Genomic DNA, 20518 nt, shown 5'->3' on the forward strand with positions numbered 1-20518 from the left:
CGCCCGACTGGCAATCGCCTCAAAGAACGAATGTTTCAGCGCCGTCAGCGACGTATCTGGCGTGGCGGAAATCGCGGATGGCGGCGAGCTTGCCGCCCTGCCAACCCAGCAGGATGAAGTATGCCGGCGCTGCCGTGGGATCGTTGGGATCGCGCACGAGGATTGCCGGACGATCTTCGACGAAACCAGGCTGGAAATGCCAGTCCCGCACCCGGGAATAATTGCCGAAATAGGTTGCCACCTCCTTGCGGCCGCTGAGCCTTGCCCTGGCCACCAGTTCCAAGCGTACCTCATCGGCCAGCATGTCCCGCACGGCGTCGAAATCGCGGGCGTTGAAGCGATCGACATAGGCGTCGAGCAACAGGCGCTCCGATGCACTCAGCCTGGGAACAGGACGATCGTCCTGTTCGTCTGCGATCTCACGCAGCCGGCCGCGGCCACGATGCAGCGCGGCCTTGACCGCGGGGACGCTGGTGTCGAGCATGGTGCTGATCTCCCGCAGCGAATAGCCCAGGACATCCATCATGATGACGCTGCTTCGTTGCGCGACGGGAAGGCGCATGAAACTGTGCAATCCGGCTGCCGCGGCCTGCCGTTCGGCGATCGAATTTGCCGGGTCGGCGATCATGTCCGGCTCCTCCTCGTAGAACGTCTTCTCACGGGCGCGGCGGCGCAAAAAGTCGAGCGCGGTATTGTGCGCGATGCGAAACAGCCAGCCTTCGGGATTGGCGATCAGGCCGGCGTTGGGCAAGGCCTCGAATGCCTTGGCCAGCGCCTCCTGCAAGACATCCTCGCCATCGACGACCGAGCCTGTCATGCGGGCGCAATAGCGATGCAGTTTGGGACGCAATTCGCCGAACAAGCGGTCGAAAGGCCTTGGGATCTCGCCTGGACTGTTCATGCACCGGCCGTTCTTGCCATGGTTCTATTCAGGCTACTCGTCCAGCATCCGATAATGGCCCACCACTGTCATCACGTCACGATGCGGAGGGTCGATGCAGCGATCCCTGATGCCGTTTTGGAAGGCCTCGAAAGCGGCAAGCCCGGGGATGATGTCAGCATGCTCGTCGGTTTCGATCTCGACGAGATGGACGAAAGTGCCGTCGCCGGAGCGCCAGGTCATGTAGCGAACGCCTTCCGGCGATTTGCCGCGCAGTTCCTCGAACACAGCCTTGACCAGGCGCTCGTTCTCGTTCGCCCGGTCCGGCTTCGTTTTGTAGCGTATCAAATGATGTTTCATCGCATCGGCTCCCTTGGCTGTCGTCTGTCCAAGACGCCTCAGCCAGGCCGAAGGATTCGGATTTCAAAAAAATAGTTCGGTACCGGCCCGCGCAGACGCCGGATGTCAGTCCTGGCCGCGGTCGAGCAGGCGCCGCAGCACGGGTTCGATGCGCGACAGCTCGTCGAGATGCGCGGCAGAGAGTTCGGCCAGGCAATCGTCGGCGCGTTCGGTCAGCCGCAGCAGCACGCGGCGGTGGTCGTCCTTGTCCTGATCGCGTGCGACCAGTCCTGCCTCACCGAGGCGGTTGACCAGTTCGACGGCGCTGTGGTGGCGGATGCGCAGGCGTTCCGCAAGGTCGCCGACCGTCACCGGCCCGCCGCCCGGATATCCCTTGATCGCCAGCAGCGCCTGATGCTGGCGCGGGGTCAGGCCGGCGTCCTCGGCCTGCACCTGGCTGAATTCGAGGAAGCGGCGGATCAGGTAGCGGAACTCGGAGAGCCGCTGGTAGTCGGATTGCCTGATGGCGGGGCGTGGGGTCTTGGGCGGCTGCGTCATATCGCAGATGTCTTCGTTTTCCGGTGAAAGCTCAAACGAAATTTCGAACGAAACCAGCTTGAACATATATATCGTGTTACGATACATAGCCGACCGACAACCGGCTGGCCACTTCGACCGTGCCGCAAAACCAGACACGGCCGCCGCCAGGAAGCAAAGCCACCATGAAGACCCACAATTCCAATCCCGGTCATCTCAGGGATTTCACCACCGACGCCAGGGTGCTGCTCGTCGCCGCGATAGCGGTGGTGGTGGCGACCGCCGGGCTGTTTGCCGGCATCGTGCTGCTGAAGCTGATCCGCCTGGCCACCAACATCGCCTATTTCGGCCAGTTCTCGCTTGCCGAGCTGAAGCTGCAGGATACGCCGCTCGGACTTGCCGCCGTCTTCGTTCCCGTCATCGGCGCGCTGATCATCGGCCTGATGGCGCGCTATGGCAGCGAGAAGATCCGCGGCCACGGCATTCCCGAGGCCATCGAGGCGATCCTGCTCGGGCGCTCCAGGCTCGATGCCAAGGTGGCGATCCTGAAGCCCTTGTCGTCGGCGATCTCGATCGGCTCCGGCGGGCCGTTCGGCGCCGAGGGTCCGATCATCATGACCGGCGGCGCCATTGGCTCGCTGATCGCGCAGATCCTGCCGGTCAGCGATACCGAGCGCAAGACGCTGCTGGTGGCGGGTGCGGCCGCCGGCATGACCACCGTGTTCGGCACGCCGATCGCGGCCATCATGCTGGCGGTGGAACTGCTTTTGTTCGAATGGACGCCGCGCAGCTTCATTCCCGTGGCGGTGGCGGCCATCGTGGCGGAGGTGGAGCGCACGATGCTGCACATGCCGGGGCCGATCTTTCCGTTCCAGGGCAGCATGGCGGTTTCCTTCCTCGGCCTTGGCGGCTGGGTGCTGATCGGCATCTGCGCGGGTCTGTTGTCCGGGCTGCTGACGCAGATGGTCTATGCCTGCGAGGACGGCTTCCAGAAGCTGCCGATCCACTGGATGTGGTGGCCGATGCTCGGCGGCCTGGTGGTCGGCATGGGCGGCCTGATCGACCCACGGGCGCTCGGCGTCGGCTATGACAACATCGCCGACATGCTGGACGGCCGCACCATCGCCACCGCTGCGCTGCTGCTGCTGGTGGTCAAGGCCGTCATCTGGTCGGTGGCGCTCGGCTCGGGAACCTCGGGCGGCGTGCTGGCGCCGCTGTTGATCATGGGTGGCGCGATGGGCGCGGTGCTTGCCGGGATCCTGCCGGCGGCGGATACGGGCTTCTGGGCGCTGCTGGCCATGGCCGCCACCATGGGCGGCACGATGCGCGCGCCGCTGACAGCCACTTTCTTCGCCGTCGAGCTGACCGGCAACACGCATGTGCTGGTGCCGCTGATCGCGGCCTGTGCGGCGGCGCATGCGGTCACCGTGCTGTTGATGAAGCGTTCGATCCTGACCGAGAAGATCGCCAGGCGAGGGCACCATCTGGTGCGCGAATATCGGGTCGATCCCTTCGCGCTTACCAGGGTGCGTGAGGTGATGACGTCAGAGGTCGAGAGCGTGCCGGCGACGATGACGCTGCATAGCGCGGCCGCCTTCATGACGGCGCCAGAAACCCGGCATCCGAGTTTTCCCGTGGTCGATGAAAACAGGCAGGTGCTCGGCCTCATCGATCCGCCGGCGATCCTGCGCTGGCGCCGTGCAGGCAAGCACCGGACGACGACGCTCGGCGAGCTGCTGGCCGGAAGCAAGGTGACGCTGGCCTATCCCGACGAATATCTGGAAGGCCTGTCGGACAAATTGTTGACGGCCAATGTATCGCATCTGCCGGTCGTGGCGCGCGAGGATGGAAGGCTGGTCGGCTATGTCGGCTGGAAGGATCTGATGCGGGTGCGCTCACGCAAGCAGGCCGAGGAACGCGAGCGCTCGACCTTGCTTGGCTTCGGCACCAGAGGCAAGAAAGAGCAGCGCACGGCTTCTTCTTAAATCTCGCCGCCGCCGCGCTTCGCCCACTCCAGGACATGCAGCCTGAGCGCGGAGGATAGGTTGGTGTCGCGGGGCCGCGTTTCGTCGACTTCGGCGACAAGGGCGGCGAGCGTCAGCTTCCTTGCCGCCGCCATCGCGACGAGATCGTCATGGAAAGGCTTTTCGAGGGAATAGCTGGTGCGATGGCCGCGTATGGTCACCGAGCGTTTTTCGACGGCGCTCATTGACCGTCACTGGGATCGCCCGGTTCGCCGGGCTTTTCGCGGTGATGGCCCGCGACGAACCTTTCGCTCTTGTCGGCGACCATGCGGTCGCGTTGCCTTTCGGCCTTGGTGCGGCCGTGCAAGGCGCGATTCTGGCCGGCCGCCTGTTCTCTATCGGCCCGCGCCTTCTGTTTGCGGAACTGACGAAGGTTGACGATTTCGGCCATGGCGGGAGCCGCGAGCCTATTTCTTGCGAAAGGCGTCGAGCGAGACCACTTCGGCGCCCTTGGTACCGGCATCGGCGGCGGCGGGCTTTTTCTCCGCTTCGGCGGCGGCCTTCTTCTCGGCCTTCGGCTTCTTCTCGGAGACGATGGCCAGCGGTTCGGGCGCTGGTGCGGCCGGTTCCTCGTCGGGCTGCGCATCGGTCTTGACGTCGAACTCGAGTTCGAAATTGACCGAGGGATCGTAGAAGCCACGCACGGCCGAGAACGGGATCTCGAGTTTCTCCGGCACGTCGGAGAAGGAGAGCCCAACCTCGAATCCGGTGTCGGTGACCTTCAGGTCCCAATACTGGAACTGAATGACGATGGTCATCTGCTCGGGATAGCGCTCGCGCAGGCGCGACGAGACGCGCACGCCCGGCGCACCGGTCAGGAAGGTGATGAAGAAATGATGGTTGCCGGGAAGGCCGGTGCGCGCGACCTCGGCCAGGACCTTGCGCATGACGCCGCGCAACGCCTCCTGGGCCAGAATGTCGTAGCGGATGTGGTCGTCGGCCATGAGTTGGTCGGGTTCCGTTGAATCGTCCGCATAGCTGTAATCAAGCTTGAGGGCGGCGTAAACCTGATATAGACCGCCGCCGCGCCGAAGCGAGGACTATTGCCAACGATTTGATCGGCAAGGCGGCTTCGCCGCAACCGCAAATGTTATGCGTTAGCCAGCGCAGTGTGTTTTTTCACGCCGGTCGGGGAAGGGCGCTTGCCGAAAGCGCGCAGGAACGTGCGCACGCCGTTTGTCGCCGATTGCACCACTTCGTCCTCGCGCGGCGTGCCGCCAAGCATGAAGGTGGTCTGCAATTCGGCATTGACCAGGCCGAGGAACTGGCGTGCCGCCACGTCGGGATCGTCGATCGTGAGATGGCCGCCGTAAGCGAGGCGGGCGAAGCGGGCGGCGATTGCCGGCCATGTCCGGCCCGGGCCCTGTTCGCGCCATTCGGCAAAGAGCTCGGGATAGCGCTCGCCCTCGGTCTGGATCAGCTTGCGCAGGAACTTTCCGTCGCGGTTGCAGATGCAGTTCTGGTTCAGGCGCACGGCAAAACCGATCAGGTCGGCTTCGAGGTCCCCGGGCTGATCGGGGAAGGTGGCGATGGTGGCGAAAATGCCGGCGTTGCAGCGCTCGGTCAGGTCGCGTACCACGGCGATGAACAGCTTTTCCTTGTCGCGATGGTGATTGTAGACGGTCTGGCGTGAGACGCCGGCCTCTGCCGCGATCAGGTCGATGTTGGCGCCGGCGAAACCCTCGCGGCAAAACACGCCGGCAGCGGCGTCGACGATCGACATGCGCTTGGCCTCATGGCCACGTGGCGGGAAAGTGTCAGGAGAAACGCCCGGTCTCATGAAAATCTATATAGAGGTGATTGACGATTTGGACAAGAGTGTCTAAATTTGTGGACACGATATAAGGGGATTTCACTCCAGAGGGATGAATAAATTCGCTCTGGGAGTAGGAACTCCACGGGATGGAACGTCCTGGGGTCAGACGTCGCCTTGCGGCGGCAACCAGATTCGAAAGAAGCCAATATCATGAGTCCCAAATTCCTCCGCATCGCGGTCGTGCTCGGCCTGTTGTCCGCCATCGGCCCGTTCGCCATCGACATGTATCTGCCCGCGCTGCCGTCGATCGGCACCGATCTTCATGCCGGCACCGCCGCCGTGCAGATGAGCCTTTTGATCTTCTTCCTGTCGATGGGCTTCGGCCAGATCGTCGTCGGGCCGATCTCCGACATGGTCGGCCGCAAGCTGCCGCTCTATGGCGGCCTGGCGCTGTTCATGGCCGGCGGCATCGGCTCGGCAATGGCGCCGACCATCGAGTGGCTGATCGCCTTCCGCTTCCTGCAGGGGCTTGGCGCCAGCGCCGGCATGGCCATTCCGCGCGCCATCGTGCGCGACCTGCACACCGGCAACGAGGCCGCCAAGCTGATGTCGCTGCTGATGCTGGTGTTCTCGGTGTCGCCGATCCTGGCGCCGCTGACCGGCAGCCAGATCATCGAGAATTTCGGCTGGCGCGCCGTGTTCTGGACGGTGACCGGCGCGGCGGTGCTTGCCACCATCCTGCTCGCGACCTCGCTCAAGGAGACGCGGCCGGCGGAAGAGCGTGTCGGGTCCTCCTTCGGTACCGCGCTTGCCGGCTACCGTTTCCTGATGGGCGACCGTAATTTCCTTGGCCTGGTGGCAATCGCCGGCTTCGGCATTGCGAGCTTCTTTGTCTATCTGTCGAGTTCGTCCTTCATCCTGATCGACCATTACGGGCTGTCGCCTTCGGTCTACAGCGTGTTCTTCTCGATCAACGCGGTTGCCTTCATCGGCATGTCGCAGCTGACCGGCCTGCTTTCCGAACGGTTCGGGCTGAAGCGCGTGGTGTGGGTGGCGGTGACCGGCTATGCCACGACCATGGTGGCGCTGTTCGCCATCATGGCGACGGGGGTCGACCGGCTCGATGTGATGGCGGCCCTGCTGTTCGTCGGCTACGGCTTCCTCGGGCTTGTCATTCCGACCACCTCGGTGCTGGCCATGGAAGAGCATGGCGAGATCGCCGGCACGGCGTCGGCGCTGATGGGCACGCTGCATTTTGCCATCGGCGCGCTCGCCATGGGCGTTGCCGGCGTGTTCTTCGACGGCACGCCGCTGCCGATGGTCGCCGGCATCACGCTCTGCGCGGTGATATCGTTCGCACTGGCGAAGGTCACGCTTGGCCGTTCGCGGCAAGCCGTCGAAGCGCCGGCGGAATAGGCAATCCTCAGTGAACCAGGAAAGGCCGGGTCGATCCCGGCCTTTTTTGTGCCGGCGGCAGTGCGGGCGCTCAGCTGAGTTCCTGGGCGAGGCCGATGAGAAGCCCTTCAGGTCCTCGGATGTAGCAGAGCCGATACACGTCCTTGTAGTCGACCACTTCGCCCACGAGCTGCGCGCCGCGCGTGCGGAGCCTTTCAAGCGTATCGTCGATGTCGTCCACGGTGAACATGACGCGGAGGTAGCCCAGCGCGTTGACCGGGGCTTTCCGGTGATCCGCGACGACAGGCGGCGTGAGGAAGCGGGAGAGCTCCAGCCGGCTGTGGCCGTCCGGTGTGCGCATCATGGCAATCTCGACATGTTGATCGCCCAGTCCGGTGACACGCCCGGCCCATTCTCCCTCGATCGTGGCCCGCCCCTCGAACTCGAGGCCGAGTTCGCGAAAGAAATCGATCGCCCCTCCGAGGTCCTCGACCACGATTCCTACATTGTCCATCCGCTTGAGCGCCATGTTTTCAACCTCCAGGATGCCGGTTCAATCTACAAGGTGTAGCCTGGTTCCGACAACGCGCATGAAGGGCCGGACCGGGCCGGCCGCTTTATGTCCGCAGTGTCGGCGGCAATCCAGCAGCGTCGAGGAGGAAGCGCACGCGCTCCTCGACTGGCGCAAGCGGCAAGGTCACCAATTCGTAGCCAACTTCGGCATAGACGCCTGCCACCGATTGGCAAGTGCGCTCGGCCTCGTCGAGCGTTTGCTTGCGTTCTTCGTCCTGGGTGAAGATTTCCGGCCATGGCGGGGCGATGAAGACGCGACGCGCATAGCGGAATTCCATGGCGGCGCCGGTGAGGTGACCCGGTACCGGCAGGCCGCAGAGCCTGAGATAGCCGATCGTGTCCGGCACGCCGCGGTCAAAGAAGACCGGCCCTGCCAACGCGCGGGCCGCACGATACGAGCGCATCTCCCAGGACAGCATCAGTTCGGCGAACAATGCGCGATCGCTCCAGGGCAGGGCGGTTCCGCCAATGGCGGATTGGTCGCGGATGATGCCGCGTCCGGCCTCGACAGAGGTCGCAAAGCCCGCCTGCCGCACGGCTTCGATCAAGGTGGTCTTGCCGGAGCCTGGGCCGCCGGTCAGCACGAAAAATCGATCGGAATCGTTTTGCATTTTTTGTCCATGGAGAAAGGGCACGCGACGCAGCGGCTTTGCGGCTTCTACAGCATGTCGGGGCGAATAGGATTCGCCCGACCTGCTGTAAGCTTCTGATTTATGCATGTCGTTATCCCGGAACCGAGGACACTTCCGGGCGACATGCATCAGGCCGTGCGAAGTCTTGACGGCAGGAGCCGTTGCGCGTGATGCAAATTGAAGGGGGAGAAGTGGAGGTTTCTGTTGCCAGGTACCTCCGAACCCCGCCTAGAAGTGCGAACCCCTAGGGCTTGATTTGAAGCTATCGCACTGCATTAAGCAGCGAGACGTGCTTCCGCATAGTTGTCGTTGGCAACTATAAGTTTAGCCCGATGACGGTGGTACAATGCCGGGCAAAAGTACGATCTTTACACCTTCGTCGATCCTATTTCGCCCCCAGCAAAAACCGCTCTGTCGTCAACAGCGGCTTTTGGTGGAGGCGCCGGGTACCGCCCCCGGGTCCGAACGGCTTATTTCATCGCCCATTTATCGCCATAGTCGGTCAAGCCGACAAAACGAATATAGGGGGCGTTTGCCGGAAATGAAAGGCCGCAATGATGCTTTGTCCCTGTGTCAAATCGCGACGCCAAGGGTTGACTTGGGCGCGGTCTCAACCGAAGCTTTGCGAGCGGTGAGGAGTTAGCGACCTAGCGCACAAGTTGCGAAGCGCGCCACAGTCCTCATCGATCGGATCCGTGGCGCCGACGAGGGGAATTTTGATGGCCGACTATCTTGCGGATGTGAAGAAGTATGACGCCGCGGCAAACGCCGATGCGGTCGAAAAGATCGTCAAGCATCTGGGCATTGCGCTGCGGAACCGCGACTCCTCGCTGGTGTCCTGCACGGACCCGAAGGAATTGGGGCGGGTCAAGGAGAGCTGGGTGGCCAAGAAGCTCGGCGTCACCGACGGGGCGAAGGCCGACGCCGCGATCGAGAAGACCTGCAAGGCGATGCACGCCGACAACACCAAGAACCGCGTGACCTTCTACTATCTGGTGGCCAAGGATCTGGGCAAGCTCGGCTCTCTGTGACGCTCGCGCATCAGTTTGCGAGGGCTGGTACGGCAGAATAGCCGCTCCAACTTTTATTTTCGCTTTGTCGGGGGTTTGCGCCGCCCCTCACCTGCCTGCCGGCATCCTCTCCCCGTATAGTGACGGGGAGAGGGGATCTGCCATCGATGATTTCGCCAATGACCAACGTTGCAAAAAGGGCGTCAGCGTAGCGGCCAGCTTCTTTCTCCCCGTCACTATACGGGAAGAAATGTCCGGCAGGACAATGAGGGGCAGCGCCGACTCTGGAAAAGAGTGGTGGGGCAAGCGTCGTTTGTACCGTTTTGCTGTGTTCGGCCGCCGGTCTGGCCGCTATAATGCCCAAACACTCGAATCGAGCCGGAACCGATGCGCCAGTATCTCGACCTCTTGCAGCATGTGCTTGAAAACGGCGCCGATCGCGGCGACCGCACCGGCACCGGCACACGCTCCGTCTTCGGCTACCAGATGCGCTTCGATCTGGCGCGCGGCTTTCCGGTCACCACCACCAAGAAGCTGCATCTGAAGTCGATCATCCATGAACTCCTGTGGTTCCTGGCCGGCGACACCAACATCAAGTACCTGACCGACCATGACGTTTCGATCTGGGACGAATGGGCCGACGAGAATGGCGATCTCGGCCCGGTCTACGGCAAGCAATGGCGTTCCTGGCCGGATGGCCATGGCGGCTCGATCGACCAGATCGCCAATCTTCTCAAGGAGATCCGCCGCAATCCTCAATCGCGGCGACTGATCGTCTCGGCCTGGAATCCCGCCGAGGTGGAAGCCATGGCGCTGCCGCCTTGCCACTGCCTGTTCCAGTTCTACGTGTCCGAGGGCCGGCTTTCCTGCCAGCTCTACCAGCGCTCCGCCGACATCTTCCTCGGCGTGCCGTTCAACATCGCGTCCTACGCATTGCTGACGCTCATGGTGGCGCAGGTGACCGGGCTGAAGCCGGGCGATTTCGTCCACACGCTCGGCGACGCGCATCTCTACTCCAACCATTTCGAGCAGGCGCGCGAACAGTTGCAGCGCACGCCAAGGGCACTGCCGACGATGTGGATCAATCCGGACGTGAAGGACCTGTTCGCCTTCCGCTTCGAGGATTTCCGGCTGGAGAACTATGTCGCCGATGCGTCGATCAAGGCGCCCATCGCGGTCTGAGCCGCGTTTTTTCAGTCGATGCCGACCATCACGTCCGAGGCCTTGACCACGGCATAGGCCTGCTTGCCCTTTTCGAGCTTGAGATCGGCGACGGCTTCGTTGGTGATCGAGGCGGTGACGATGGCGCCGCCGCCGATGTCGATGCGGGCATGCGAGGTGGTGGCCCCCTTGACGATCTCGGTGATCGTCCCCTTGAGGACGTTACGGGCGCTGATCTTCATCGGGCTCTCCTTTGCTTTCATGCACGTGGCTCTCCCAAAACCGAGGTCACTTTTGCGCGCCATGCATTAGGTTTCCTGCTCGTCTTACCAGAACAATCGACGCCGCACAGACGTTTCGCGAGCTGCCGGGCCTTCCCTTGTTATATCCATGCGGATATATCGGTCTGCGGGCATCGAGCCGATCGGATTTTGAACCCAGGGAGAGTTTCCGATGACGCGCAAAGGTTTCGGGTTGAGGGTGGTCGCCATTGGCGGTTTTGCGGCTGCGTTGATGGCGGCAATGCCGGCAGCGCACGCGGAAGACAAGGTCGTGGTGTTTGCGGCGGCGAGCCTCAAGGATGCGCTCGACGCGGTGAACAAGGCCTGCAAAGCCGATGTCGGCGAGGCCGCGACCGTTTCCTATGCCGCGAGTTCGGCATTGGCCAAGCAGATCGAGGGCGGGGCACCGGCCGACGTCTTCATCTCGGCCGATCTCGACTGGATGAAATATCTCTCCGACAAGAAGCTGACCAAGCCCGATACCGAAGTGAAGTTGCTCGGCAACCAGATCGTGCTGGTGGCGCCGAAGGATTCGACGGTTGAAACCAAGATCGAGAAGGGTTTTGACCTCGCCATGCTGGTTGGCGACGGCAAGCTCGCCATGGGCGACTTCAAGGCCGTGCCGGCCGGCAAATACGGCAAGGCGGCGCTTCAATCGCTCGGCGTCTGGTCCTCGGTCGAGGGCAAGGTGGCGCAGGCCGAGAATGTCCGTGCGGCGCTCAAGCTGGTTTCGACCGGCGAGGCGGCCCTCGGTATCGTCTATGCCACCGACGCGTACGCCGAAAAGGGCGTCAAGGTGGTCGGAACCTTCCCGGAGGATTCACATCCGCCGATCATCTATCCGGTTGCCCAGACCACCGATTCGAAGGACAAGGATACGATGGCCTTCCTGAAGTGCCTGCAATCCGCCAAGGCCGGCGCGCTCTTCAAGGAACAGGGCTTCACCGTGCTCACGCCGAGCAACTGACTTCGAAAAGGCCCCGATACCGCGCGATGAACTGGCTGCTGGACCTCACTCCCGACGAATGGAATGCGGTCCGGCTGTCCATCAAGGTGGCAACGGTCGCGATGCTCGCGAGTTTGCCGCCGGGCATAGCGATCGCGCTGCTGCTTGCCCGGGGGAAATTCTGGGGCAAGACACTGTTCAACGGGCTGGTGCATCTGCCGCTGATCCTGCCACCCGTGGTGACCGGTTATCTCTTGCTTTTGACTTTCGGCAGGCGCGGCCCGGCCGGCGCATTCCTGGCCGAACATCTCGGCATCGTCTTCTCGTTTCGCTGGACGGGTGCCGCCCTTGCCTGCGGCGTCATGGGCTTCCCCCTGATGGTGCGGGCGATCCGGCTGTCGATCGAGGCGGTGGACCGCAAGATGGAGGCGGCCGCGGGGACGCTCGGCGCCAATCCTGTGTGGGTGTTCGGTACCATCACGCTGCCGCTGATCCTGCCCGGGCTGATCGCCGGCGCCATCCTGTCCTTCGCCAAGGCGATGGGCGAGTTCGGCGCGACGATCACTTTTGTCTCCAACATCCCTGGCGAGACGCAGACGCTGCCATCGGCGATCTACACCTTTACCCAGGTGCCGGGCGGCGATGAAGGGGCGCTGCGGCTGACGCTGATTTCCATCGTCATCTCGATGGCGGCGCTGGTCGCCTCGGAAGTGCTGGCGCGGCGCGTCGGGCGGCGGATGGACATCGAATGAGCGTCCTTGTCGACATCAGCCACCGGCTTGGCGATTTCGCCATCGATGCCCGCTTCGAGAGCGCCGGGCGGCTGACGGCGCTGTTCGGGCCGTCAGGCTCCGGCAAGACGACGCTGATCAACATGATCGCTGGGCTGATCCGGCCGGACAAGGGGCGCATCGAGATCGACGGCCGCGTTCTGGTCGACACCGGTGCCGGCATTTTCGTGCCAAGGCACAAGCGCCGTATCGGCATGGTGTTCCAGGATGCGCGCCTGTTTCCGCATATGAGCGTGATGAGCAATCTGCGCTACGGCCGTTGGTTCACGCCGGCGGCGGAACGCTACGCGGATATGGACAGTGTCGTCGAACTGCTCGGCATCGGGCCGTTGCTCGGGCGGCGACCGGCAAAGCTCTCGGGCGGTGAGAAACAGCGGGTGGCGATCGGCCGGGCGCTGCTTGCCAGCCCGAGGCTGCTGCTTATGGACGAGCCGCTGGCCTCGCTCGACGAAGCGCGCAAGGCCGAGATCCTGCCCTATATCGAGCGGCTGCGCGACGAAACCAAGATCCCGATCGTCTATGTCAGCCATTCGGTCGCCGAGGTGGCGCGGCTGGCCAGCGACGTGGTGATGCTGGCGCAGGGCAAGGTCACCGCCAGCGGCCCGACCGAGGCCGTCATGCAAAGGCTTGACCTGTTGCCGGCCGAAGAGCGCGGCGAGGGTGGCGCCGTGCTGGACACGAAGGTGCTGCGTCACGACGAGACTTTCGGCATGACCGTGCTCGGCTCGGCCGCCGGCGAGATCCGCGTGCCGCGCCTTGAAATGAAGCCCGGGGCTGCCGTGCGTATCCGCATTCGTGCTCGCGACGTGATGATCGCCACGGAGAAACCGACGGGCCTCAGCGCGCTCAACATCCTGCCCGGCACGGTTGTCGCGATCAGCCCGGGCGAGGGGCCGACGGTCGAAGTCGGCATCGACTGCAATGGCGCAACGGTGCTCGCCCGCATCACCGAACAGTCGCGGCAGGCGCTGAAGCTGCGGCTCGGCGGCAAGGTTTTCGCGGTGGTCAAGACCGTGAGCTTCGACCGGGCGAACACCGGCGCCGGCTTGCCGCTCGAGGTCGACGGCTGACAGGGGCGGTGATCGCCGCTATATTGTTTTGGAATAACGGTCGCTGAAGCTGAAGCGATCGCGGAGGAGCAGAAATGCCGTCGCTGAGCTTGCGGATAAATCTCGATCCGGATGGACGGATCGGTCCTGGCAAGATCGAGCTTCTGGAGCACATCGCCACGTTCGGTTCGATCTCGGCCGCCGCGCGCGGCATGGAGATGTCCTACAAGCACGCCTGGGATCTGGTCGAGGACATGAACCGGGTGTTCGGCAAGCCGCTGGTCTCGGCGCAGACCGGAGGCCGCAAGGGCGGCGGCGCGCAGCTGACGACGGTCGGCCTGGCGGTGGTCAGCCGCTTTCGCGCCATCGAGCGCGCGGCGTCCGCCGCGGCGGCGACGCATATGGATGCGCTGCAGGCGGAGATCGAAGCGGGGTAGGGAGCAAGGGAATAGGCAGTAGGCAGTAGGGCAGTCCAATTTCTGGCAGGCAGAGATCTTTGTTCCGATCATACCTAACGCGCGTCTGGTATTCTTCCCTGCTGCCTATTCCCTACTGCCTACTGCCTATTCTTCCGGCTTCCGCAGCAAATACGTATCCATGATCCAGCCCTTGTCCTTGCGGGCTTCGTCGCGGCGCTTTTCGATCTCCGCGCCGACATCACCGAGGCGGCCGGAGATGATGATCTCGTCCGGTGTGCCGAGATAGGCGCCCCATTGGATGAAAAGATCCTGGTCGGCCAGCGTGTTGAAGGCGCATTTGCCGTCGAGCATGACGACGGCGCTGCCGGCATTGTCCGGCATGCCTTCCTCGGTCAGGCGGCGGCCGGTGGTGATCAGCACGGGATCGCCGATGCGGTTCAGCGCCGTTTTGTGACTGGCGGCCAGCGCCTGGATGGCTGTTATGCCGGGGATGACTTCCAGTTCGAAGGCGACATTGCCCCTCAGGCGCACGCGCTCGAGGATGCGCAATGCGCTGTCGTAGAGCGAGGGATCACCCCAGATCAGGAAGGCGCCGCAGCCATCCCCGGCGATCTCGTCGCGGATCAGTCCCTCGTAGATGACCGCGATCGCCTCATGCCACTCGTCGACGGTCGAGCGATAGGAAGACGTTGGTTCGGCGCGCACCGGCACGCCGAACTCGACCCGGCGTGAGGTCGGGTTGGTGACGAAGCGGTCGCAGATGCCGCGCCGCAGGTCGGCGAGCTCTGTCTTGTCGGCGCCCTTGTCGGGAATAAACAGGACGTCCGCCCGGTTCAGGCCCGATATGGCTTGAACCGTCATGTGGTCGGGATTGCCGGCGCCGATGCCGATGACGAGAAGCTTGCGCATGGCGCGAACTCCTGCCCGATCGGAACCTGTTAGTCCAGACCGCGCGTGCGTGTCCAGACCGCATGCGTGTCCAGCCGGTCACGCATGCCCTGGACGCGGAAGGGCTTTGAAACGCCGCATTGAAACGGCTAGGGTCATGAGGGCATTCTCGCCGAGGGGGCTTTCACGCTGCGATATATCTTGACCACCGCGCTGGCCCTGTCGGCGGCGCCTGCATTGGCCAACGACTCGGTTGCCGAACTTGGCACCGGCGGCCTGATCCTGTCGCGCAGCGATGCCGTGGCGATGCAAAGCGAGGACCTCTTCATCTCGCCGCAAAAGGTGACGGTCGACTACGTCTTCCACAACAACACCGACAAGGATGTCGAGGCGATCGTCGCCTTCCCGATGCCCGACATTTCGGGCGATCCCGAAGAGATGCCGGCGATCCCGGAAAACCAGAGCGACAATTTCCTCGGCTTCGAGGTGACGATCGACGGCGTGCCGGCAAAGCCGCAACTCGCGCAGAAGGTGTTCGCTCTCGGCATCGACGTCGGCACGGATTTGAAAGCCCAGAACGTGCCGTTCAACCCGTTCGGCGACGCCGCCAAGGCGGCACTGGCGAAGCTTCCGCAAGCGGTGGCCGACGACTGGGTCAACCGCGGCATCATCATCGAGGACACCGTTGACGACAGTGGCGGCCAAAGACCCGGCTATGCGCCGTTCTGGCAATTGCGCTCGACCTATTGGTGGCGCTCGACCTTTCCGGCCAACAAGGACGTTCACGTCTCGCACCGCTACAAGCCTAGCGTCGGCGGCACGTCGTCGGTCAGCTTTTTCAATGAGGGCCAGTTCCAAGGCTCATACGCCGCCTACAAGACCCGCTACTGCATGGACGGCACATTCGAGAATGCGGTGCGCAGGGCGGCGAAGGACAATCCGGACGGCTATCCCAAATTCTACGAAAGCCGCATCGCCTATATCCTGACCACCGGCGGCAACTGGGCGGCGGGCACCATCGGCAAGTTCAAGCTGACCGTCGACAAGGGCAATCCGAAAGCCCTGGTCTCGTTCTGCGGCGACAATGTCAAAAAGGTCGGGCCGACGAGCTTCGAAATGACAGCGAAGGATTTCTATCCCGAGCATGATATCGATATCCTCCTGCTCGAACCGTCGGACAGCAATGGCGGGGACGCAAACTGATGCATGTCACGATCTACGTCGCCATTGCCGAGAACGGTGTGATCGGGCGGGAAGGCGGGTTGCCCTGGCGGCTCTCCACCGACCTCAAGCGCTTCAAGGCAGACACGATGGGCAAGCCCATCATCATGGGCCGCAAGACCTATGAAGGCATCGGCCGCCCGCTGCCGGGCAGGCTGAACATCGTGGTCACCCGCGACAAGGCCTGGCGCGCCGAGGGCGTCGAGGTGGCGCATACGCTGGAAGCCGCGACCCAGCTGGCGACCGTGCGCGGCCGCTGCATGAGCGGCGTCGACGAGGTCTGTGTCATCGGCGGCGGCGAGATCTATGCCCAGGCGCTGCCGCTGGCCGACCGTCTGCACGTCACCCATGTTCTGGCCGCCGTCGACGGCGATGCGCATTTCCCGCCGATCGACCCCGATACATGGCACGTGGTCAGTTCGCAGGAGGTTCCATCAGGAGAAAAGGACAGTCATGCGACGCGCTATACGGTTTACGAGCGCCGCCGCGAGATAGTTTGAAGACAAAAGCGCGATTGTAGGACGACAAAGGGTCGCTACCGGCCCAAATCCGATGAAGTCGGCGGGCGTCGCGTTGAAAGCGCGCCCTGGCGTCCCTATAGAAGAACGACACTGGATTTGCGCCGTAACCGCGGCGCTTGAGGGAATTCCAAGCGAAAGGACATTCATGCCCTGGAACGACAAAGGTGGCGGAGGCGGCGGCCCGTGGGGTGGCGGCGGTAACAACCAGGGCCCCTGGGGGCAGGGACCGAAGGGACCGAGCGGCCCGCAGGGGTCGCCTCCAGACCTCGAAGACATCATTCGCCGTGGCCAGGATCGGCTGAGGCGCGCGCTGCCCGGCGGCGGGGGCGCCAGTCCGGCCGTGTTCGGGCTGATCGCCGCGGTGCTGGTCGTTCTGTGGGCCTTCCAGGCGGTCTATACCGTGCAGCCCGACGAGGTCGCGGTCGAACTGCGCTTCGGCAAGCCGAAGGCCGAGCTTTCCCAGCCAGGCCTGCACTTCCACTGGTGGCCGCTCGAGACCGTCGAGACGGCCAAGATTTCAGAGCAGCTCGTCGACATTGGCGGCGGCAACACCAGCGGCAACGGCCTGATGCTGTCGGGCGACCAGAACATCGTCAATGTGCAGTTTTCGGTGGCCTACCAGGTCTCCGACCCGCGCGCCTACCTGTTCGACGTCTCCGACCCCGACGGCATGCTGCGGCAGGTTGCCGAGAGTGCCATGCGCGAAGCGGTCGGCCGCCGGCCGGCGCAGGACATTTTCCGCGACGACCGGCAGGGCATTGCCGCCTCGGTGCGCGAGATCATCCAGACGACGCTGGACGGCTACAAGGCCGGTCTCAACGTCAACGCCGTCTCCATCGAGGACGCGGCGCCGCCACGCGAGGTGGCGGATGCGTTCGACGAGGTGCAGCGCGCCGAGCAGGACGAGGACAAGTTCGTCGAGCAGGCCAATCAGTATTCCAACCAGAAGCTCGGCCAAGCACGCGGCGAGGCCGCCCAGGTCCGCGAAGACGCGGCCGCCTACAAGAACCGTGTGGTGCAGGAAGCCGAAGGTGAGGCCCAGCGCTTCATCTCGGTCTACGACGAATATGTCAAAGCCCCCGATGTCACGCGCAAACGCCTTTATCTGGAAACCATGGAGAGGGTTCTGAAGGACTCGAGCAAGGTCATCGTCGAGCAGGGCAACGGACAAGGTGTCGTGCCCTATCTGCCGCTGCCCGCATTGCAGCCGAAACCACCGGCACCGGCCGCGCCGGCTGCGAACACGGGAGGTACCCAGTGATGGCCAACCGTCTTCCCATCTTCGCCGTCGTAGCGGCGGTCATCCTGTTCCTGATCTATTCCTCGGTCTTCGTGGTCAATGCGCGCCAGCAGGCGCTGGTGCTCCGCTTCGGCGAGATCGTCGACGTCAAGAGCGAGCCAGGGATCTACTTCAAGGCGCCGTTCTCGTTCTTCGACGCCGACACGGTGCAGCTGATCGAAAACAGGGTGCTGCGCTTCGACCTCGACAACATCCGCGTCCAGGTGTCGGGCGGCAAATTCTATGAGGTCGATGCCTTCATCGCCTACCGCATCTCGGATCCGCGTGTCTTCCGTGCGGCAGTGTCCGGTCAGATCGAACTGGCCGAGGCCCGGCTCAGGACGCGTCTCGATGCTGCCTTGCGCCGCGTCTACGGTCTGCGCGATTTCGAAGCCGCGCTCTCCGAAGAGCGTGCCGTGATGATGCGCGAAGTCCGCGATCAGCTCAGGCCCGACGCCACGTCGCTCGGCTTGCAGATCGAGGACGTCCGCATCCGCCGCACCGATCTGACGGCCGAAGTCTCCCAGCAGACCTACGACCGCATGAAGGCGGAACGCCTGGCGGAGGCCGCGCGGCTGAGGGCACGCGGCAACGAAGCCGCACAGCGCATCACGGCACGCGCCGATCGTGAAGTGGTCGAGATCGTTGCCGAAGCACGCAAGGAGTCCGAGATCCTGCGCGGCGAGGGCGAAGCCCAGCGCAGCGCCACCTTCGCGGGAGCCTATCAGCGTGATCCGGCGTTCTTCGATTTCTACCGGTCGATGAATGCCTATGGCACCGCGCTGGACAACACCGGGACGACGATGGTGCTGTCGCCGGGCTCGGAGTTCTTCCGCTTCTTCCGCGATCCCGACGGCAAGGAAGGCCCGGCGAAACCGGCCGCGCCAGCACCCGGGCCGGCTGCGGCACCTGCCGCGCCGACGACACAACCCAGCACCGGCCAGTAGCGGCCGGTGCAGGATTTCTTCGCGGCGATAGGCCTGGTCCTTGTCATAGAGGGCCTGGTCTATGGCGGCTTCCCCAGCTTTGCCAGGAAGCTCGCGGGCGAAGTGCTGTCGATGCCGGAGAATGCACTGCGGATCGGCGGCCTGGTGGCGATCGCCATCGGTGTCGGCATCGTCTGGCTGGTGCGGAGCGGGTAAAGGCATCCGGTTTGCGGAATAACGCTCGATTTACGCTCCGCCGATAGCCATAGCCGCAAACGTGCCGTATTTCTTGCCATCATGGCGCGACACGGCGTTTTCGTCGAAGCGCTTTTCTCTTTCAGAAATGCCGGGAGGCTTCTCGATGACATCCAACACCCTTTTGCGCGCCGCTCGACGGACGTTGGTCGCCGGCGCCGCAGCGCTTGTCCTGGGCACCGCCGCCGTTCCGTCTTTCGTGACGCCGACATTCGCCGCCGACGGACCTGCCTCGGTTGCCGACCTGGCGGAACGCGTGCTCGGCGCGGTGGTCAACATCTCGACCTCGCAGACGGTGAAGGGCACCGAAGGGCCAAGCGCCGTGCCGATGCCGCAGCTGCCCGAAGGCTCGCCGTTCCAGGACTTCTTCGACGACTTCTTCAAGAACCGCGGTGGCGACAAGGACAATGGGTCCCAAAAAGTGCAGTCGCTCGGTTCGGGTTTCGTCATCGACGCCGAGCAAGGCATCGTCGTCACCAACAACCACGTGATCGCCGATGCCGACGACATCGAGGTCAATTTTTCCGATGGCGTGACCTTGAAGGCGACGCTGGTCGGCACCGACACCAAGACCGACGTCGCGGTGCTGAAGGTCGATCCGAAAGGCCACAAGCTGACGGCGGTGAAATTCGGCGATTCCACCAAGATGCGCGTCGGCGACTGGGTGATGGCGGTCGGCAATCCGTTCGGCCTCGGCGGTACGGTCACGGTCGGCATCGTCTCGGCGCGCAACCGCGACATCAATTCAGGCCCCTATGACGACTTCATCCAGACCGATGCGGCGATCAACCGCGGCAATTCGGGCGGACCGCTGTTCAACAGCGCCGGCGAGGTCATCGGCATGAACACCGCGATCATTTCGCCCTCCGGCGGCTCGATCGGCATCGGCTTCTCCATTCCCTCGCAGCTCGCCTCGGGCGTCGTCGACCAGTTGCGCCAGTACGGCGAGACGCGGCGCGGCTGGCTCGGCGTGCGCATCCAGCCGGTGACGGACGACATCGCGGAAAGCCTGGGGATGGCGACCGCCAAGGGCGCGCTGGTGGCCGGCGTCATCAAGGGCGGGCCTGTCGACAACGGCACCATCCAGGCCGGCGACGTCATCATCAAGTTCGACGGCAAGGACATCCATGAAATGCGCGACCTGCCGCGCGTCGTCGCCGAAAGCCCCGTGGGCAAGGCCGTCGACGTGCTGATCGTGCGCAAGGGTGTCGAGCAGACGGTGAAGGTGACGCTCGGCCGGCTCGAGGATGGCGAGAAGCTCGCCAGCGGCGAGAATGGCAACACCGACCAGAACAAGGGCGGCGACAAGGCTCCGGCCGTCTCGACCGCCTCGGTGCTCGGCATGACGGTCGGCGAACTCAACGACGAGACGCGCAAGAAGTTCAGCATCGCCGGCGATGTCTCGGGTGTCGTCGTCACCGATGTGGCTAAGGATTCGGCCGCCGCCGAGCGCGGCATTCAGCCGGGCGAGGTGATCACCGAGATCGCGCAGGAATCGGTCGCCACGCCCAAGGATGTCATGGACCGGATCGGCGCGCTGAAGGAGCAGGGGCGCAAGAACGCGCTGCTGATGCTGGCCTCGAAGACCGGTGAGTTGAGGTTTGTCACGATCCGGATGGATTGAAGCCGGCAGGA

Annotated in this window: 26 protein-coding genes and 1 other RNA gene; 14 read left to right on the forward strand and 13 right to left on the reverse strand. The window is 63.7% G+C overall.

The genetic code is table 11. The annotated features are described in order from the left end of the window. Window positions 1-19: 19 nt before the first annotated feature. The 3 genes from EN845_RS15260 to EN845_RS15270 all read right to left on the reverse strand — a co-directional run bounded on the left by EN845_RS15260 (window position 20) and on the right by EN845_RS15270 (window position 1777). Entirely contained in the window at window positions 20-901 is an 882-nt protein-coding gene (locus EN845_RS15260) for a sigma-70 family RNA polymerase sigma factor (RefSeq protein ID WP_127871656.1), read from the reverse strand. 33 nt (window positions 902-934) lie between these two features. Then, a complete protein-coding gene (locus EN845_RS15265; RefSeq protein ID WP_127871655.1) occupies window positions 935-1240 on the reverse strand; it encodes a hypothetical protein in 306 nt (101 codons plus the stop codon). A gap of 105 nt (window positions 1241-1345) precedes the next feature. Continuing rightward, a complete protein-coding gene (locus EN845_RS15270) occupies window positions 1346-1777 on the reverse strand; it encodes a MarR family winged helix-turn-helix transcriptional regulator (RefSeq protein WP_167531383.1) in 432 nt (143 codons plus the stop codon). A 164-nt stretch (window positions 1778-1941) separates the two neighbouring features. On the opposite strand from EN845_RS15270, the gene EN845_RS15275 reads away from it, so the two are divergent. After that, window positions 1942-3741, forward strand: a complete 1800-nt coding sequence (locus EN845_RS15275) for a chloride channel protein (protein WP_127871654.1) — start codon at window positions 1942-1944, stop codon at window positions 3739-3741. On the opposite strand, the gene EN845_RS15280 is transcribed toward EN845_RS15275, so the two are convergent. The 4 genes from EN845_RS15280 to EN845_RS15295 all read right to left on the reverse strand — a co-directional run bounded on the left by EN845_RS15280 (window position 3738) and on the right by EN845_RS15295 (window position 5560). Continuing rightward, window positions 3738-3965: a ribbon-helix-helix domain-containing protein gene (locus tag EN845_RS15280; RefSeq protein ID WP_127871653.1), complete on the reverse strand. Its 228-nt coding sequence runs from the start codon at window positions 3963-3965 to the stop codon at window positions 3738-3740. The genes EN845_RS15275 and EN845_RS15280 overlap by 4 nt on opposite strands. Next, window positions 3962-4171: a DUF4169 family protein gene (locus tag EN845_RS15285; protein ID WP_127871652.1), complete on the reverse strand. Its 210-nt coding sequence runs from the start codon at window positions 4169-4171 to the stop codon at window positions 3962-3964. The genes EN845_RS15280 and EN845_RS15285 overlap by 4 nt, the downstream gene beginning before the upstream one ends. Before the next feature lie 16 nt (window positions 4172-4187). Next, window positions 4188-4724 (reverse strand): SspB family protein, encoded by a 537-nt coding sequence (locus tag EN845_RS15290; protein WP_127279263.1) that lies wholly within the window; start codon window positions 4722-4724, stop codon window positions 4188-4190. A gap of 146 nt (window positions 4725-4870) precedes the next feature. Then, window positions 4871-5560 carry a TetR/AcrR family transcriptional regulator gene (locus EN845_RS15295; protein ID WP_127871651.1) on the reverse strand — a complete coding sequence of 230 codons (690 nt, stop codon included), beginning with the start codon at window positions 5558-5560 and terminating at the stop codon, window positions 4871-4873. A 186-nt stretch (window positions 5561-5746) separates the two neighbouring features. On the opposite strand from EN845_RS15295, the gene EN845_RS15300 reads away from it, so the two are divergent. Continuing rightward, window positions 5747-6952, forward strand: a complete 1206-nt coding sequence (locus EN845_RS15300) for a multidrug effflux MFS transporter (protein WP_127279265.1) — start codon at window positions 5747-5749, stop codon at window positions 6950-6952. A gap of 70 nt (window positions 6953-7022) precedes the next feature. Here EN845_RS15300 and EN845_RS15305 read toward each other — a convergent pair whose 3' ends face one another. The 3 genes from EN845_RS15305 to ssrA form a co-directional block, all read right to left on the reverse strand. Next, the gene (locus EN845_RS15305) at window positions 7023-7460 is read right to left on the reverse strand and encodes a VOC family protein (protein ID WP_127871650.1); all 438 of its coding nucleotides are present in this window, start codon (window positions 7458-7460) and stop codon (window positions 7023-7025) included. 88 nt (window positions 7461-7548) lie between these two features. After that, a complete protein-coding gene (locus EN845_RS15310; protein WP_127871649.1) occupies window positions 7549-8115 on the reverse strand; it encodes an AAA family ATPase in 567 nt (188 codons plus the stop codon). 211 nt (window positions 8116-8326) lie between these two features. Next, window positions 8327-8687, reverse strand: a transfer-messenger RNA (tmRNA) gene (gene ssrA / locus EN845_RS15315). Window positions 8688-8855: 168 nt separating this feature from the next. Between ssrA and EN845_RS15320 the strand changes: the two genes are divergently transcribed. Further along, entirely contained in the window at window positions 8856-9167 is a 312-nt protein-coding gene (locus tag EN845_RS15320) for a DUF2853 family protein (RefSeq protein WP_127281000.1), read from the forward strand. Window positions 9168-9533: 366 nt separating this feature from the next. Then, window positions 9534-10328, forward strand: coding sequence for a thymidylate synthase (locus EN845_RS15330; protein ID WP_127871648.1), 795 nt, complete (start codon window positions 9534-9536; stop codon window positions 10326-10328). Window positions 10329-10339: 11 nt separating this feature from the next. Here the strand turns inward: EN845_RS15330 and EN845_RS15335 are convergent, their stop codons facing one another. Next, the gene (locus tag EN845_RS15335) at window positions 10340-10549 is read right to left on the reverse strand and encodes a molybdopterin-binding protein (protein WP_127871647.1); all 210 of its coding nucleotides are present in this window, start codon (window positions 10547-10549) and stop codon (window positions 10340-10342) included. A gap of 211 nt (window positions 10550-10760) precedes the next feature. Here EN845_RS15335 and modA point away from each other — a divergent pair, with 211 nt between their 5' ends. From modA to EN845_RS15355, 4 genes are all read left to right on the forward strand, one after another. Then, window positions 10761-11555, forward strand: coding sequence for a molybdate ABC transporter substrate-binding protein (modA, locus tag EN845_RS15340; protein WP_127871646.1), 795 nt, complete (start codon window positions 10761-10763; stop codon window positions 11553-11555). 26 nt (window positions 11556-11581) lie between these two features. Beyond that, on the forward strand, window positions 11582-12286 hold the full coding sequence (modB, locus tag EN845_RS15345) for a molybdate ABC transporter permease subunit (RefSeq protein WP_127279682.1): 705 nt from the start codon (window positions 11582-11584) through the stop codon (window positions 12284-12286). Continuing rightward, window positions 12283-13395, forward strand: coding sequence for a molybdenum ABC transporter ATP-binding protein (gene modC, locus EN845_RS15350; RefSeq protein ID WP_127871645.1), 1113 nt, complete (start codon window positions 12283-12285; stop codon window positions 13393-13395). The genes modB and modC overlap by 4 nt, the downstream gene beginning before the upstream one ends. Window positions 13396-13469: 74 nt before the next feature. Continuing rightward, the gene (locus EN845_RS15355) at window positions 13470-13811 is read left to right on the forward strand and encodes a winged helix-turn-helix domain-containing protein (protein WP_127279684.1); all 342 of its coding nucleotides are present in this window, start codon (window positions 13470-13472) and stop codon (window positions 13809-13811) included. Window positions 13812-13937: 126 nt separating this feature from the next. Here EN845_RS15355 and cobF read toward each other — a convergent pair whose 3' ends face one another. Continuing rightward, window positions 13938-14702, reverse strand: coding sequence for a precorrin-6A synthase (deacetylating) (gene cobF / locus EN845_RS15360; protein WP_127871644.1), 765 nt, complete (start codon window positions 14700-14702; stop codon window positions 13938-13940). A 177-nt stretch (window positions 14703-14879) separates the two neighbouring features. Between cobF and EN845_RS15365 the strand changes: the two genes are divergently transcribed. From EN845_RS15365 to EN845_RS15385, 5 genes are all read left to right on the forward strand, one after another. Next, complete coding sequence (locus EN845_RS15365; RefSeq protein ID WP_245511755.1) at window positions 14880-15884, forward strand: DUF4424 domain-containing protein; 1005 nt, start codon at window positions 14880-14882, stop codon at window positions 15882-15884. Continuing rightward, window positions 15884-16402, forward strand: coding sequence for a dihydrofolate reductase (locus EN845_RS15370; protein ID WP_127871642.1), 519 nt, complete (start codon window positions 15884-15886; stop codon window positions 16400-16402). The genes EN845_RS15365 and EN845_RS15370 overlap by 1 nt, the downstream gene beginning before the upstream one ends. A 166-nt stretch (window positions 16403-16568) precedes the next feature. Next, window positions 16569-17684: an FtsH protease activity modulator HflK gene (gene hflK / locus EN845_RS15375; protein WP_127871641.1), complete on the forward strand. Its 1116-nt coding sequence runs from the start codon at window positions 16569-16571 to the stop codon at window positions 17682-17684. Further along, entirely contained in the window at window positions 17684-18649 is a 966-nt protein-coding gene (locus tag EN845_RS15380) for a protease modulator HflC (RefSeq protein WP_127871640.1), read from the forward strand. Before hflK ends, EN845_RS15380 begins: the two co-directional genes overlap by 1 nt. 6 nt (window positions 18650-18655) lie before the next feature. After that, window positions 18656-18844 carry a DUF2065 domain-containing protein gene (locus tag EN845_RS15385; protein WP_127281294.1) on the forward strand — a complete coding sequence of 63 codons (189 nt, stop codon included), beginning with the start codon at window positions 18656-18658 and terminating at the stop codon, window positions 18842-18844. A gap of 30 nt (window positions 18845-18874) precedes the next feature. Here EN845_RS15385 and EN845_RS36645 read toward each other — a convergent pair whose 3' ends face one another. After that, window positions 18875-19000, reverse strand: coding sequence for a hypothetical protein (locus EN845_RS36645; protein WP_272483008.1), 126 nt, complete (start codon window positions 18998-19000; stop codon window positions 18875-18877). Here EN845_RS36645 and EN845_RS15390 point away from each other — a divergent pair. Continuing rightward, complete coding sequence (locus EN845_RS15390; protein WP_127871639.1) at window positions 18990-20507, forward strand: DegQ family serine endoprotease; 1518 nt, start codon at window positions 18990-18992, stop codon at window positions 20505-20507. The genes EN845_RS36645 and EN845_RS15390 overlap by 11 nt on opposite strands. The last annotated feature ends 11 nt before the right edge of the window (window positions 20508-20518 follow it).

It is taken from the genome of Mesorhizobium sp. M8A.F.Ca.ET.202.01.1.1, from assembly GCF_004791595.1.
GTDB lineage: Bacteria > Pseudomonadota > Alphaproteobacteria > Rhizobiales > Rhizobiaceae > Mesorhizobium.